The sequence below is a fragment of the Variovorax sp. LjRoot130 genome (genome assembly GCF_964253755.1).
Taxonomy (GTDB): domain Bacteria; phylum Pseudomonadota; class Gammaproteobacteria; order Burkholderiales; family Burkholderiaceae_C; genus Variovorax.
The window spans coordinates 1,593,542-1,606,788 of record NZ_CAXURM020000001.1 but is presented as its reverse complement, the minus strand read 5'-3'; the positions used below and the strand labels follow the sequence as shown (position 1 = coordinate 1,606,788).

The 13,247-nt window shown below is 68.2% G+C and carries 12 protein-coding genes; 3 read left to right on the top strand and 9 right to left on the bottom strand.

The features are described from left to right. Nucleotides 1-6: 6 nt before the first annotated feature. Nucleotides 7-2,904, bottom strand: coding sequence for an adenosylcobalamin-dependent ribonucleoside-diphosphate reductase (locus ACSQ86_RS08020; protein WP_436303232.1), 2,898 nt, complete (start codon nt 2,902-2,904; stop codon nt 7-9). 50 nt (nt 2,905-2,954) lie between these two features. After that, on the bottom strand, nt 2,955-3,926 hold the full coding sequence (locus ACSQ86_RS08015; protein ID WP_436303231.1) for a DHHA1 domain-containing protein: 972 nt from the start codon (nt 3,924-3,926) through the stop codon (nt 2,955-2,957). A 132-nt stretch (nt 3,927-4,058) separates the two neighbouring features. Here ACSQ86_RS08015 and ACSQ86_RS08010 point away from each other — a divergent pair, with 132 nt between their 5' ends. Then, entirely contained in the window at nt 4,059-4,481 is a 423-nt protein-coding gene (locus tag ACSQ86_RS08010; protein ID WP_436303230.1) for an Hsp20/alpha crystallin family protein, read from the top strand. 36 nt (nt 4,482-4,517) lie between these two features. Here ACSQ86_RS08010 and ACSQ86_RS08005 read toward each other — a convergent pair whose 3' ends face one another. Beyond that, nucleotides 4,518-5,180, bottom strand: a complete 663-nt coding sequence (locus tag ACSQ86_RS08005) for a hypothetical protein (protein ID WP_436308698.1) — start codon at nt 5,178-5,180, stop codon at nt 4,518-4,520. Nucleotides 5,181-5,448: 268 nt separating this feature from the next. Between ACSQ86_RS08005 and ACSQ86_RS08000 the strand changes: the two genes are divergently transcribed. After that, a complete protein-coding gene (locus ACSQ86_RS08000; RefSeq protein ID WP_436308697.1) occupies nt 5,449-5,937 on the top strand; it encodes a thermonuclease family protein in 489 nt (162 codons plus the stop codon). A gap of 44 nt (nt 5,938-5,981) precedes the next feature. On the opposite strand, the gene ACSQ86_RS07995 is transcribed toward ACSQ86_RS08000, so the two are convergent. After that, a complete protein-coding gene (locus ACSQ86_RS07995) occupies nt 5,982-7,295 on the bottom strand; it encodes a hemolysin family protein (RefSeq protein WP_436308696.1) in 1,314 nt (437 codons plus the stop codon). Between the two features lie 22 nt (nt 7,296-7,317). Here ACSQ86_RS07995 and ACSQ86_RS07990 point away from each other — a divergent pair, with 22 nt between their 5' ends. Further along, entirely contained in the window at nt 7,318-8,160 is an 843-nt protein-coding gene (locus tag ACSQ86_RS07990; protein WP_093106288.1) for a symmetrical bis(5'-nucleosyl)-tetraphosphatase, read from the top strand. Nucleotides 8,161-8,164: 4 nt separating this feature from the next. On the opposite strand, the gene ACSQ86_RS07985 is transcribed toward ACSQ86_RS07990, so the two are convergent. From ACSQ86_RS07985 to ACSQ86_RS07965, 5 genes are all read right to left on the bottom strand, one after another. Further along, nucleotides 8,165-9,625, bottom strand: coding sequence for a DEAD/DEAH box helicase (locus tag ACSQ86_RS07985; protein ID WP_436303227.1), 1,461 nt, complete (start codon nt 9,623-9,625; stop codon nt 8,165-8,167). Between the two features lie 119 nt (nt 9,626-9,744). After that, nucleotides 9,745-10,626, bottom strand: coding sequence for a KPN_02809 family neutral zinc metallopeptidase (gene ypfJ, locus ACSQ86_RS07980; protein WP_436303226.1), 882 nt, complete (start codon nt 10,624-10,626; stop codon nt 9,745-9,747). A 13-nt stretch (nt 10,627-10,639) separates the two neighbouring features. Next, complete coding sequence (gene dcd, locus ACSQ86_RS07975) at nt 10,640-11,206, bottom strand: dCTP deaminase (protein ID WP_093106295.1); 567 nt, start codon at nt 11,204-11,206, stop codon at nt 10,640-10,642. A 7-nt stretch (nt 11,207-11,213) separates the two neighbouring features. Further along, nucleotides 11,214-11,870: a TetR/AcrR family transcriptional regulator gene (locus ACSQ86_RS07970; protein WP_093106297.1), complete on the bottom strand. Its 657-nt coding sequence runs from the start codon at nt 11,868-11,870 to the stop codon at nt 11,214-11,216. Nucleotides 11,871-11,900: 30 nt separating this feature from the next. Beyond that, the gene (locus tag ACSQ86_RS07965) at nt 11,901-13,193 is read right to left on the bottom strand and encodes an SUMF1/EgtB/PvdO family nonheme iron enzyme (protein WP_436303225.1); all 1,293 of its coding nucleotides are present in this window, start codon (nt 13,191-13,193) and stop codon (nt 11,901-11,903) included. Nucleotides 13,194-13,247: the final 54 nt, after the last annotated feature.

Here is a 13,247-nt window from a genome sequence, read left to right as displayed (position 1 = left end):
ACCCCGCTAGCCGCAACTGCCGATGTGTCCGCAGGCGGTGCAGAAGTCGCAGCCGTCCTTCTGGATCATCGTCGCGTTGCCGCACTCCGGGCAGCGCGCGCCGGCCATCGGCTCCGCCTGCATGGGCGTGGATGCCGGCAGCTGCAGGATGCCCATCTCCTGCAGCGGGTAGCCCTCTTCGTCCAGCACGCCGAGCATCGCGTAGCGGTGGATGATCAGGCGCGCCAGGTACGCCACCGTCGAGGGCCAGGTCTGCTGCCGCTGCTGGCCGTGCGGCAAGCCCGGCACGAAAGCCATGAAGTGACCGAGCGGCTCGGCGTAGTTCAAGAGCTTGCGCAGCTTCATGCCGATCCATGCCGGGTCGAGCACGCGCATGTCGAGCGAGAGCACGCGCGCGAGCCCGTCCATCGCGCGCGGGCAGTTGCCCGAAAGCCCCAGCGCGCAAGGCCGGGTGACCGTGCCGCCCTGCCCGTCCGGCACCAGCACCTCCTTGAGCGTCAGCGCGAAGGCCTCGTCGCTGGCCGGGTTGTGCACGTCCACCGACCAGGCGAGCGTTCCGTTCGGGCCGGTCTGCGGCTCCTCGCGGCTGAACATCGCGTCGATCACCGGCGTGGGCGCGGATTCGCCCTCCGCCCACAGCCCCAACTGCTCGCAACGCCAGCGGATCACGGCGGCCGTGGCGGCCACCACACCGGGAAAACGGCGCATCTCCCCATGGGGCGGAAAGGGCATCTCGAACGCGCGCTCTTCCTGCACGGTGGCCAGCGCATCGAGCTTCAGGCGCACCCAGGCCGCGTCCTTGGCGCGCAGGTCCATCGACAAGGTCTTGGCCAGCGCGCCGAGCCCGCGCGGCTGTTCGGCACCGTTGATCCAAACCTCGAAGGGCGCGGGCTTGCCGTCCTCGGGCAGCTCGCCGATGAAGAGCGCGAATTCGCCGAAGGGATGCCGGACCATGTAGGTCCAGGCCGCGTTGCCGCCGGGCAGCTCCGGGCGCCCGGGCCAGCGCAGCGAGGCCAGCACCGGCCGCGGCATGCGTTCGAGCGCGAGGCGCTGGTTCAGGTGCGGGGCGTCGAGCGTTGCCGGCGCCTGCGCCTTCGCCGCGGCGGCTGCATCGACGCTGAGCACCGCGCCGAGCACCGTGTTGGGCCGGTAGGTCGCGAGTCCCTTCAGGCCGGACTTCCATGCCCGCAGGTACAGATCCTGGAAATCCGCATACGGGTAGTCGGCCGGCACGTTGACGGTCTTCGAGATGCCGGTATCGACGTAAGGCGCCACCGCCGCGACCATCTCCTCGTGCGCCTGCGCGCTCATCTGCAGCGCGGTGACGAAGGCCTCGGTGAGCGGCGCCTGCTCGCCCTTCAGATGCCGGTACAGCCGCCAGGCATGGTCTTCGACCACGTGTTCTTCGAAAGTGCCCTCGGCGCTGCGCTTGCGGCGCGTGTAGGTCCACGAGAACGCCGGCTCGACGCCGTTGCTCGCGTTGTCGGCAAAGGCCAGGCTGATGGTGCCGGTCGGCGCGATGGAAAGCAGGTGCGAATTGCGCAGGCCTGCAGCGCGGATGCGCTCCTTCAACGGCGCTGGCAGGCGCGAGGCGAAGGTACCGCGGCGCAAGTAGAGGTCGGCGTTGAAGAGCGGGAAGGCGCCGCGCTCGGCCGCCAGGTCCGCGGACGCACCGTAGGCCGCATCGCGCAGCACTTCGGCAATACGGCGCGCCGCGGCGCGCGCGGCGGCGCTGTCGTAGCGCAGGTTCAGCATGACGAGCGCATCGCCCAGGCCGGTGAAGCCGAGGCCGATGCGGCGCTTGTTGCGCGCGTCTTCGCGCTGGCGCTCCAGCGGCCAGACGCTGATGTCGAGCACGTTGTCGAGCATGCGCACGGCCATGCGGGCCAGGCGCGCGAAGGCCTCCTCGTCGAAGCGCGCGGCCGGCTCGAAGGGATCGCGCACGAAGCGCGTCAGGTCGATCGAGCCGAGGCAGCAGCAACCGTAGGGCGGCAAAGGCTGCTCGCCGCAGGGGTTGGTGGCGGCGATGGTCTCGCAGTACGAGAGGTTGTTGTCGGCGTTGATGCGGTCGAGGAACAGCACGCCGGGCTCGGCATGGTCGTAGGTCGAACGCATGATCTGCTCCCACAGCGCGCGCGCCGGCAGCGTGCGATAGACCCACAGGCCGTCGTCGCGCTGGTAGGCGCCGCCGGCCTTCTGCCGCGGGCCCGGCGCCGCGCGGTGCACCAGATCGACCGGCCGGTCCTCCTGCACGGCCTGCATGAAGGCGTCGGTCAGTCCCACCGAGATGTTGAAGTTGGCCAGGTCGCCCCGGTCCTTGGCATGCACGAACTCGTCGATGTCCGGATGATCGCAGCGCAGCACGCCCATCTGCGCGCCGCGGCGCGCGCCGGCCGATTCGACCGTCTCGCAGGAGCGGTCGAACACCCGCATGTACGACACCGGCCCCGAGGCGCTCGACTGCGTGCTGCCGACCCAGGCGCCGCGCGGCCGGATGCGCGAGAAGTCGTAGCCCACGCCACCGCCGCGGCGCATGGTCTCGGCGGCCTCGGTGAGCGCGGTGTAGATGCCCGGATGGCCTTCTTCCTCCTGCGCGATCGAGTCGCCGACCGGCTGCACGAAGCAGTTGATCAGCGTGGCGGACAACGCCGTGCCGGCCGCCGAATTGATGCGCCCCGCGGGCAGGAAGCCGTCCTGCAAGGCCTGCAGGAAGCGCGCTTCCCACTGCGCACGTGCCTCGGGCGGCTCGGCCTGCGCCAATGCCCGCGCGACACGGCGGCGAACGTCGTCGATGCTGCGTTCATTGCCCTTGGCGTACTTCTCGAGCAGCACTTCCTCGCTGATCGGCTGCAGCGGCAGCGCGGGCGCACTGATCGAACTCGTCGAGTTGGCCTGAGGATCCATGGTTTCGCTCCTGATGCGTCCTGCATCTTCGTCGAGGCGACCGATGTGCGTCAGGGGCCGGGCGGCTCGCCCCAGCGTGCGTTCGCGAAGGCGCAGATAAAGCGCTCCAGCTCATCCTGCGCAAGCCCGTCGATGCCGGCGGCCCGAGCCCGCCCGCCGCCGCCGAAGCGGCTGCACAGCGCGTGGGCGCCCGACGGCGACGCCAGCGGCGCGCGCACGCTGACGGAATAGCCCTTGCCCTGCTGCTTGAGCACCGCATGGGCGCGCTGCGGCTCGGCGTTCGCGAGCTCGTTGGCGATGCAACCGAGCACGCGGCGGCTCCATGGCGCATCCGGCAGCACGCGCACGCTGGCGCCCGCATCCTGCCAGAGCGGGGCAACGGCAAGCGCCTGCTGCAGATCGCTGTGGCGCTGCGCATCGATCTCGTCGACCACGGGCTCGTAGGCCAGCATGTCGCGCGGGTCGCGGTAGCGCAGCATGATGGCGTGCAAGTCGCGCGGCGCGATGTGCACGTCGCGCTCCTCGTCGCCGTAGGCGTTGTAGTTGATCGCTTCCCCGAGCCGCCGCAGCAGCGCGCAGTCGCCGGCGTCGACGTTCGAATCGAGCGCCAGCCGGTCGGCGACCGCGGCCAGGTTGTCGCCGTAGATGCCCACCAGCGCCCAGGCGCGAAAGGTGCCGCCGAGATGGCGGTCGACGAGCAGGCTGGTGCAGACGTCAGTGGCGGTGTCGACGTGCGACTCGAGCAGCGGGTGCGCGGGCATGTCCTCCACCACGTGATGGTCGAAATAGCGCACGCGCACGCCGGCGTCGAGCAGGCGCTGCAAGGCCCCCCGGTTGGGCCGCATCGACAGGTCGAAGACATTGAGCTCGTCGCCGGCCTTCGCGGGCACGCGCCCGACGAGCGCGATCTCGCGCTTCAGGCCGGTCAGCAGCGCCGCGGGCGCGGGCTCGTGCAGCCGCCATTGCACGGCAGCGCACAGGCCGTCGGCATCGCCGTTGCAGACATCGAATCGTTGGGCCATCTCTCTTCCGCTAGCCGAATTCCGCGGGCACGCCAGGGGCTTGGCAAGGGTCGACCATATTCCTTGGGTGTCGCCGTTCATGAATCATGGAACGGAGCGACGTGTTGTTCAACCTACCTGGAGCCATTCACCATGAATGCCTTTACCCGTCTCGAGCGCATCGACAACCTGTTCCCCGAAATGATGCGCCGCTGGGCGCGGCCGCTGCAGATGCTGGATGAGGTGGACGTGCCGTCCGACATTCGCGTCGACATCAGCGAGAACGACAAGGAATACCTGGTCAGCGCGGAGATCCCGGGCGCGAAGAAGGAGGACATCCGCGTCTCGATCGACGGCAACTACGTCTCCATCGCCGCCGAGATCAAGAAGGAGCTGGAAGAAAAGCACGGCCGCACGCTGACGAAAGAAACCTATCACGGCAGCGTGTCGCGCGGCTTCACGCTCGGCAGCGACGTGGACGAAAAGACCGCCGTCGCCAAGCTGGAGGACGGCGTGCTGCGCCTCACGCTGCCCAAGCGGCAGGGGAGCTCCAGCCGCGTGCTGAAGATCGACTAGGGGGCCCGCTCTACAAGCGGTATTGGCTGCTGGCGACTAGCTGCGCAGCGCCGTCATCTGGCTCACCCGGCATTGGCCGAACTCGCAGCGCACCGCCATGACCTGGCCGTTGGTGCAGGCCACGGTGTGGCGCTCGAAGCCCGGCCCCTTCTCCACCAGCGTCGCCTGCGGCGTGGCATTGCAACGCTGCGCCTTGGCGAGCTGCTCCACGTTGTAGGTGTCCCGGCCCGTGGGCCGGATGCTTTCCACCGCCCGCAGTGCAGGCGGCACCCAGGTGACGCGCACGCTAGGGTCGGTGTTGATGTAGCCCTTTTGCGCCATGCAGTTGGCCATCACGGTTTCCTGCTTGGTCTTCCAGGCGCGCCGCTCGGGCGTGTAGACCCAGTGGTTGAAGCCGACCAGCCCGCCGATCACCACGCCGCCGACGAGCGTCGGCCACCCTTGCAGGATGCCGACGCCGATCACGCCCCCGTCGACCACGACCAGCGCATCGTCGTGCTGGCTGGCATTGAAAGGCACGTTCTTCGCGTTCGCGCGGCACTTGGCCACGTCCTGGTCGTAGACCGAGCTTTCGACCGCCGACGGCGCCACCATGGGCACGTAGTCCGCGCCGGAACCCGAACCGGGGCCCTCCTGGGGCCGGGTTGCGCATCCACAGACCAAGGCTGTCGCGCACACGATGCTCAGCAGTTTCTTCATGAAATCCCTCGACTGGTCCTCACTCCGGGGGTCGATTGAATCACACAAATAGTTACTTTCCAAAGCGACTTTTGAGGAATTCGCATGCAAACCTCGCCATTCGGGGCTTTGAAGCCACAGGCCGACCGGCGTGCAAGGCTGATTCTCACAACCGGGACAAGCGCTTCGCCATTTCATCGATGCCCCGCCGAACTCCAGCGCGCATGCGAGGGCTGATCAGGGGGCTCTGGCGCCGGGAAGTCGCGTTAGCATCGCCCGGTTTGCCTCCATGCTTTCTGCTGCCCTCCTCTGCCTCGTCGTCGCCGTCAGCGACGGCGACACCCTCAAGCTTCGTTGCGGCGAGCCCGACGCCTACCGCCGGCTCACCGTGCGGCTGCATGCCATCGATGCGCCCGAGATCGGCCAACCCTACGGCCGCCGCGCCAAGCGCGCGCTTTCGGACATCGCCTACCGCAAGACCGCGCGGCTGGACTGCGGCCAGACCGACCGCTACGACCGTCGCGTCTGCGAAGTGTGGGTGGCGCCCGCGTCCTGCACCGACGCCCGCTGCCCGAAGACGCTCGATGTCGGTCTCGCCATGCTCACCCTCGGCATGGCCTGGTGGTCGCGCGCCCATGCCTCGGAGCAGAGCCCGACCGAGCGCGGCCAGTACGGCTTCGCCGAACGCGAGGCCAGGGCCAGGCGCGTGGGCTTGTGGGCCGAACGCGACCCCGTACCGCCCTGGAAATGGCGGCCGGCGCATCCGTACCCCCGGTGAAAATGAGGCTCGGCGGATAGGCTTTTGCTCGACGCCGCCGGCGATCAGCTCGCGGCGTGCGCGGCCACGCTGAGCGGACGCGCCAGCACGCGGTCGATGCGCCTGCCGTCGATCGCAGTGATCTCGAAGTTCCAGTCCTCGCAATCGATGCGCTCGCCGAGCTCGGGCAGATGGCCGGAGACGAAGATCAGCAAACCCGCCACGGTGTTGTAGCGCCCGCGCTCCTCCTCGGGCAGCTCGCGGATGCCGAGCCGCGCGCGCAGTTCGGACACCGGCATCAGGCCGTCGAGCTCCCACACGCCGTCGGGCCGTTCGTGGGCCCAGGCATCGCCCTGGGTGGCGGTCTGCAGCTCGCCGGTGATCGCTTCCAGCAAGTCGCGCGGCGTCATGAGGCCCTGCACCACGCCGTATTCGTCGACCACGAACACCAGCCGGCCGGCGCGCGTGCGGAACTGCTCCAGCAGCTCCATGCCGGTGAGCGTCTCGGGCACGAACACCGCGGGCTGCACCACCGACTCGATGGTGCCCTCGTGCGTCGGGCTCAACGTCAACAGGTGCGCCACGCTGATCACGCCCACCACATCGTCCAGCGAGGTGCGGCACACCGGGTACCAGGAGTGGACCAGGTTGAGCGCGCTCGCAGCAGACACCTTCTGCAGGCTCTGCGCGACGGTGAAAGAGGCCTCCAGCCATTCGATATCGGCACGCGGCACCATCAGCGAGCTCAGCCGGCGATCATCGAGATGGAACACATTGCGCACCATCTGGTGCTCGTGCATTTCGATCACGCCGGCATCGACGCCTTCCTCGAGGCTGGCGGAAATCTCCTCCTCGGTCATCATGCGGGCCGCGCTCGAATCGATGCGCAGCAACTTGAGCATGGCGGCCGTGGCACCCGACAGCAAAAGCACGAAGGGCTTGGCGGCGGTGGCCAGCGCGCGCATCGGCCGCGCCACGTAGCGCGCCACCGGCTCGGGGTAGAGCTGGCCGATGCGCTTGGGCACCAGCTCGCCGAAGACGATCGTGAAGAAGGTGATGCAGGTCACCACGATGGCCGTCGACACGAAGCTCGCACCGCCCGCACCCAGACCCAGCCCTTCCATCCAGTACGCGAGCGGCGCCGCGAAGGCCGCCTCGCCGACGATGCCGCTCAACATGCCGATCGAGGTGATGCCGATCTGCACGCTGGAGAGAAACTGCGTCGGATCCTCCATCAGCTTGAGCGCAGCCTCCGCCCCCGTATCCCCCGCTTCGGCCAGCGCCGCGAGCCGCGCTCGACGACTGGTGGAAAGGGCCATTTCGGACATTGCGAACAACGCGTTGAGCGTGGTCAGCAAGGCCAGCAGAAAAACATCCATGTATGCGGGAGAGAATGGGGAGATGGCACTCTACCTGATCGGCGATGTGCAGGGCTGCGACGAGCCCCTGCAGCGCCTGCTCGACGACATCGCTTTCTCTCCCAGCCGCGACACCCTGGTGCTCCTGGGCGACCTGGTCAACCGCGGCCCCGCGTCGGCCGAGGTGCTGCGGCGCGTGCAGCGCTACGGCGGCGCGGCGAAGACCGTGCTCGGCAACCACGACTTGCACCTGCTCGGCGTCGCACAGGGCGCGCGCAAGCTCGGGCGCAAGGACACGCTGCACGGCGTGCTCGAAGCGCCCGACCGCGAGGCCCTGCTCGACTGGCTGCGCCAGCAGCCCATGGCGCTGCACCGCTCGGTGGGCGGCGGCGACCTGCTGATGGTGCATGCGGGCGTGCTGCCGCAGTGGAGCGTGGCCGATACGCTGGTCTACGCGGCCGAGGTCGAGTCGGTGCTGCGCGGTTCCGCATCCGGCGAATTCCTGCACGAGATGTACGGCAACGAGCCCGCGCAGTGGAGCGACACGCTCAGTGGCCATGCGCGGCTGCGCGCGATCGTCAATGCGCTCACGCGGCTGCGTTTCTGTACGACGGATGGCCTGATGGAATTCGAAACCAAGGACGGGACCGCGTCCGCGCCCGCGGGTTTCATGCCGTGGTTCGACGTGCCTGGCCGCAGGACGCAAGCCGCCACCATCGCCTGCGGGCACTGGTCGACGCTGGGCTGGCTCTCTCGGCCCGACCTGTTGTCCACCGATACCGGTTGCGTCTGGGGCGGCTGCCTGAGCGCGGTGCGCATGGGCGCGACGCTCGAGGAGCGCGAACTGATCCAGGCCCGCTGCCCGGCAGCGCAGAAGCCGGGCTGAGCCCCTAATTCGGCTGTGCTGCGGTCTTGAACAGCGCCGCGACCTTGCGCTTGCTCTTGATGTTGCTCGAGATGCCGCGCGAGGGCGTGGTCTTGGCGGCCGCTTCCCAGGCCGGCGCGGCTTCGCGCTCCGGCGTTTCGTAGGGCTGCTCGAAGAAGGGATCGCGCGGTGCCGCGGGTGCGCGGTGCGGCCGGCCACTGCGCACAGGACGGGCTTCGCTGCGTTCGCGCGGCTGGTCGAGCACGTCGCGCGCATCGCCGGCCTCGCCTTCGTCGCGCCAGTGGCGGCGGCCGTCGTTGATGCGGCCGCGCGGGCGGTCTTCCTCGAACTCGATCGGTTCCAGCTCGATCTTCTTCTTGATCAGCTTCTCGATGTCGGCCACCAGGCGCACGTCGTTGCCGCCGCTCGCGAAGCTCACCGCCAGGCCGGAGGCGCCGGCGCGGCCGGTGCGGCCGATGCGGTGCACGTAGTCTTCGGCGTTGAACGGAATGTCGAAGTTGAAGACCGCCGGCACGTCCTTGATGTCGAGGCCGCGCGCCGCGACGTCGGTGGCCACCAGCAGGTCGACCTCGCCGGCCTTGAAGGCCGCGAGCGCCTTCAGGCGCTCGTCCTGGCTCTTGTCGCCGTGCAGGGCGGTGGTATTCAAACCTTCGCGTTCGAGCGAACGCGCAAGCCGCGCGCAGCCCAGCTTGCTGTTGACAAAGACGAAGGCTTGCTTGAGGCCGCGCTGCTTCAGGATCTGCTTGAGCGCGCGGCGCTTGTCGTCGTCGCTCACGCTGTAGAAATGCTGTTCGACGGTGGAAGCGGTTTCGTTCGGCCGCGCCACCTCGATGGTGACCGGGTTCTGCAGGTAGCTGCCCGCGAGACGCTTGATCTCGGGCGAGAAGGTGGCCGAGAACAGCAAAGTGGTGCGCTGCTTGGGCAGGAACGAGAGGATGCGCTGCAGGTCGGGCAGGAAGCCGATGTCGAGCATGCGGTCGGCCTCGTCGAGCACCACGTATTCGACCTGGTTGAGCACCGCGTTCTTGGCTTCGATATGGTCCAGCAGCCGGCCCGGCGTGGCGACCAGCACCTCGACGCCCTTCTTGAGTTCCAGCGTCTGCGGCTTCATGTCGATGCCGCCGAACACCACCGCGCTGCGCAACTGGGTGTGCTTGGCGTAGAGCTTGACCTGCTGCGCCACCTGGTCCGCCAGCTCGCGCGTGGGCAGGAGCACCAGGGCACGCACCGGATGGCGCGCCGGCGAGGTCGAGCTGTTCTCGTGCTTGAGCATGCGCTGCAAAAGCGGCAGCGAGAAGGCAGCGGTTTTCCCGGTGCCGGTCTGCGCCGCGCCCATCACGTCCTGGCCCGCGAGGACCACCGGAATGGCCTGCTCCTGGATCGGCGTCATGGTTTCGTAGCCCATTTCGGCCACGGCGCGCGCCAGCGGTTCGGCCAGGGAAAGATTGGAGAAGGAGCTTGTCATGAAGCCGGGTATTGTCGCACTGCGGCAAAAGACGGCGATGACAGTGCGGTGACTTCGCGGCCAGCTATCTTTTCGATAGCAGGCATCGCAGTAAAAACGGGCCATCGAGCCCCTGCGCCTCAAAGATTGCGGGTATTGAAAGTGTCGCAGGCCTTCATCGAACCACTCTTCAGCCCGTTCGTGAACCAGCGCTGGCGCTGGGCGCTGGTGCCGTGGGTGAAGCTGTCGGGCACCACCGCCCGGCCGGCCGAACGCTGCAGCGCGTCGTCGCCGATCTTCGCGGCGGCGTTCATCGCCGACTCCACGTCGCCCTGCTCGAGGATCTGGCGCGCGTTCTGCGCCTTGTTGGCCCAGACGCCGGCGAAACAGTCGGCTTGCAGTTCGACGCGCACGCTCAGCGCATTGCTGTCGGCCTGGCTGATGCGGCCGCGCATCGAATCGACCTTGCCCGTGATGCCGAGCTGGTTCTGCACATGGTGGCCGACCTCATGCGCGATCACGTAGGCCTGCGCGAACTCGCCCGGGGCGCCGAGTTCGCGCTTCAGGGTGTCGAAGAAGCCGAGATCGATGTAGACCTTCTGGTCGCCCGGACAGTAGAAGGGACCCATGGCGCTCTGGCCGGTGCCGCAGGCCGTGGGCGTGGCGCCGCGGAACAACACCAGCCTGGGCTGGCGGTAGGTCGAACCGGCCTGCTGGAAGATCGGGGTCCAGACGTCCTCGGTGTCGGCCAGCACGACCGAGACGAAGCGTGCCGCCTCGTCGTTGGCCGGCGGCGCCGGAGCCCGCTGCTGCTGCTGGACGATCGGCGCTTCGCCGCCGCCGGCGAACATGCTGAGCAGCGTGAGCGGATTGATGCCGAAGATCCAGCCCGCAAGCAGTGCCACGACGATGGTGCCGATGCCGACACTCCGCCCGCCGATCGGCAAGCCGCCGAAGCCGCCGCCGCCTTCGTCCCGGCGGTCTTCCACGTTGTCGGATTCGCGGTTGCCTTCCCACTTCATGACGCTCTCCTGCTCAGGCCTTCGGCAGTGTCACACCCCGCTGGCCCTGGTACTTGCCGCCGCGGTCTTTGTAGCTCGTTTCGCAGACCTCGTCACTCTCGAAGAACAGCACCTGCGCGCAACCCTCGCCGGCATAGATCTTGGCCGGCAGCGGCGTGGTGTTGCTGAATTCCAGCGTCACGTAGCCTTCCCATTCGGGCTCGAAGGGCGTGACGTTGACGATGATGCCGCAGCGCGCATAGGTGCTCTTGCCCAGGCAGATGGTCAGCACGTTGCGCGGGATGCGGAAGTACTCCATCGTGCGTGCCAGCGCGAAGCTGTTGGGCGGGATGATGCAGCTGTCGCCATGGAAATCGACGAAGCTCTTCTCGTCGAAGTTCTTCGGATCGACCACCGTGCTGTGGATGTTGGTGAAGACCTTGAACTCGGGCGCGCAGCGGATGTCGTAGCCGTAGCTCGAGGTGCCGTAGCTGATGATGCGATGGCCGTCCTGCTCGCGGATCTGGCCTGGTTCGAAGGGCTCGATCATGCCGTTCTTCTCGGCCATGCGCCGGATCCATTTGTCGCTCTTGATGCTCATGTGAGGTCTACGCTGCGGGGGTGCCGCGGATTGTGGCATGCCGCTGATCGGCCGCGAGCGCCTCCGGAAGCGTCACGGCCCGAACGCCGCCGAAGAAGAGTTCGGACACCATCGCGCCGATCGCGTCGTGATCGAGTTCGCGCCCCGGCTTGAGCCAGGTGAACATCCAGTTGATCATGCCGAACAGCAGCATCGCCATCGGCTTGCCGAGCTTGCTTTGCGGATCCTCGCCGCGCACCTCGGCGATGGTGCGCGCGAAGGCCGCGACCACGCGCCGCTCCACGTTCAAGATGCGCTCCTGGTCCTCTTCGCGCAGGAAGCGCACGTCTTCGGTCAGCACGCGCTGGGCGTTCTGGGCAATCGCGTACTCCGCCACGAAGCGCCGGATGAGTTCGGCGAGCCGGGCCTCGGGCGCCTGGTGCTCGCGCAGCACCTCCTGCACCACCGACTCGAGCCTCTGCACGTGCTCCTCGGCGATGCGCACCGCCAGGTCGTGCTTGTCGCGCACGTAGTGATAGAGCGTGGCCTTCGACACGCCGCAGGCTGCGGCCACCTCGTTCATCGAAGTACCCGCAAAGCCGCGCTGCGCGAACAGCTGCGCCGCATTGGAAAGAATCATTTCTCGCTGGCCGTCGTAGCCGGCCGGGTCACGCACGCGAGCCATTCGGCAGCGCCCTTTCCGTTGATGTTGTTGTCAATATGCGCAAGTGCGGAACCCGAAGAAACCGTCGTCGCGCTGCGGCATCGCAAAGCCGCGGCGCTTCGGCGAGCGCAGGCGCGCGCGCGTGGCGAGCGATGCGCCGCGCAGCACGTGGGCCTGGCCGAAGACCGGCTGCGGATCGAACTCGGTGCCGCCGCTCCAGGGATCGGCACGGAAGCCCGGCCAGGGCTTCAGCGTGCCCGCGGTCCATTCATGGACGTCGGCCCAGCGGAAGCCGCGGCGCGCGGCGGTGTGGGCCGCGATTTCCCACTCCACCTCGGTCGCAAGACGGCGCCCGGCCCAGCGCGCCCAGGCATCGGCCTCCCACCAGGCCACGTGCACCGCGCTCTGGTTGCCCGCCGCGCGCACCGTCCGGCCGAAACGCTGCTGCAGCACGGAACCGCCGGCACCATGGCGCGCGGCGCCGATCTGGGCCACATGGCGCGGGCCGCGCCGCCCTTCGGCCTGCCGCTCGAGCCACAGGAGTCCTTCGGGATGCCACAAGTCCTCGCGGTCGTAGCCGCCGTCGTCGACGAATTCCACGTACTGGCTCCAGGTGACGGGCTGGGCGTCGATCTCGAACTCCGGCACTTCGACCTGGAGCACGCCTCGCTCCTGCGCGAACGCGAAGCCGGCGTCGGCCACGCCCAGCTCCCAGGCGGTGGCCGGCATGAGGAGCGGCTCGCGCTCGACCGCGGCCGGCTCCTGCTCGATGCCCAGCGGCAAACCCAGCGTCTGGGCCATCACCACCAGTTGCTCACCGCGCAAGTCTTCGTGGAACAGCGCGAGCCGGTAGAAGTAAAGACCGGTATCGGTCTCGACTGCATGTTCGAGCAGTTCGAGCGTGCTTTCCAGCGTGTCGAGCAGATAGGCCTTGGTCTGCGCGAGATCGGGCAGCTGGGGCGACCAGCGGTCCACCCAGGCGATCTGCGCCGGATTCCAGCACGCGTCGGCCTGCGGTTCGATCGCAGCCAGCCGCGTCGGACGCACCGGGCAGTCGACCCCGAAGGCGCGCTGGGTATTGCGCCCGATCCACCATTCCGCGAACCAGCCGATGTGGCCGGCCAACCACACCGGCGGCTCGACCCCGTCCTGGCGGGGAACGGCCAACGCAGCAGAACCCAGCGCCTGTTCGTAAAGCGAAAGCAGATGCAGCGTGTAATTGCGCGCATCGATCAGCGCCAGCGAGAGCAGTTCGCGGCCCGCACGACGCATGTCGGGCGAATCGATCGAAAAAGGCAGGCTGGGGGTGCCGAAGGGCGTGCTGGACGGCGGGCTCGAAGGCATGGGCCATTATGGCCACCTGCCTTGCGGCTCGCTACGGCCATGGAACTCCACGGG

Bases quoted from the DNA above. Each gene is read 5' to 3' on its own strand.
- ACSQ86_RS08020 (WP_436303232.1), bottom strand. From the start codon at position 2,904: ATGGATCCTCAGGCCAACTCGACGAGTTCGATCAGTGCGCCCGCGCTG.
- ACSQ86_RS08015 (WP_436303231.1), bottom strand. From the start codon at position 3,926: ATGGCCCAACGATTCGATGTCTGCAACGGCGATGCCGACGGCCTGTGC.
- ACSQ86_RS08010 (WP_436303230.1), top strand. From the start codon at position 4,059: ATGAATGCCTTTACCCGTCTCGAGCGCATCGACAACCTGTTCCCCGAA.
- ACSQ86_RS08005 (WP_436308698.1), bottom strand. From the start codon at position 5,180: ATGAAGAAACTGCTGAGCATCGTGTGCGCGACAGCCTTGGTCTGTGGA.
- ACSQ86_RS08000 (WP_436308697.1), top strand. From the start codon at position 5,449: ATGCTTTCTGCTGCCCTCCTCTGCCTCGTCGTCGCCGTCAGCGACGGC.
- ACSQ86_RS07995 (WP_436308696.1), bottom strand. From the start codon at position 7,295: ATGGATGTTTTTCTGCTGGCCTTGCTGACCACGCTCAACGCGTTGTTC.
- ACSQ86_RS07990 (WP_093106288.1), top strand. From the start codon at position 7,318: ATGGCACTCTACCTGATCGGCGATGTGCAGGGCTGCGACGAGCCCCTG.
- ACSQ86_RS07985 (WP_436303227.1), bottom strand. From the start codon at position 9,625: ATGACAAGCTCCTTCTCCAATCTTTCCCTGGCCGAACCGCTGGCGCGC.
- ypfJ (WP_436303226.1), bottom strand. From the start codon at position 10,626: ATGAAGTGGGAAGGCAACCGCGAATCCGACAACGTGGAAGACCGCCGG.
- dcd (WP_093106295.1), bottom strand. From the start codon at position 11,206: ATGAGCATCAAGAGCGACAAATGGATCCGGCGCATGGCCGAGAAGAAC.
- ACSQ86_RS07970 (WP_093106297.1), bottom strand. From the start codon at position 11,870: ATGGCTCGCGTGCGTGACCCGGCCGGCTACGACGGCCAGCGAGAAATG.
- ACSQ86_RS07965 (WP_436303225.1), bottom strand. From the start codon at position 13,193: ATGCCTTCGAGCCCGCCGTCCAGCACGCCCTTCGGCACCCCCAGCCTG.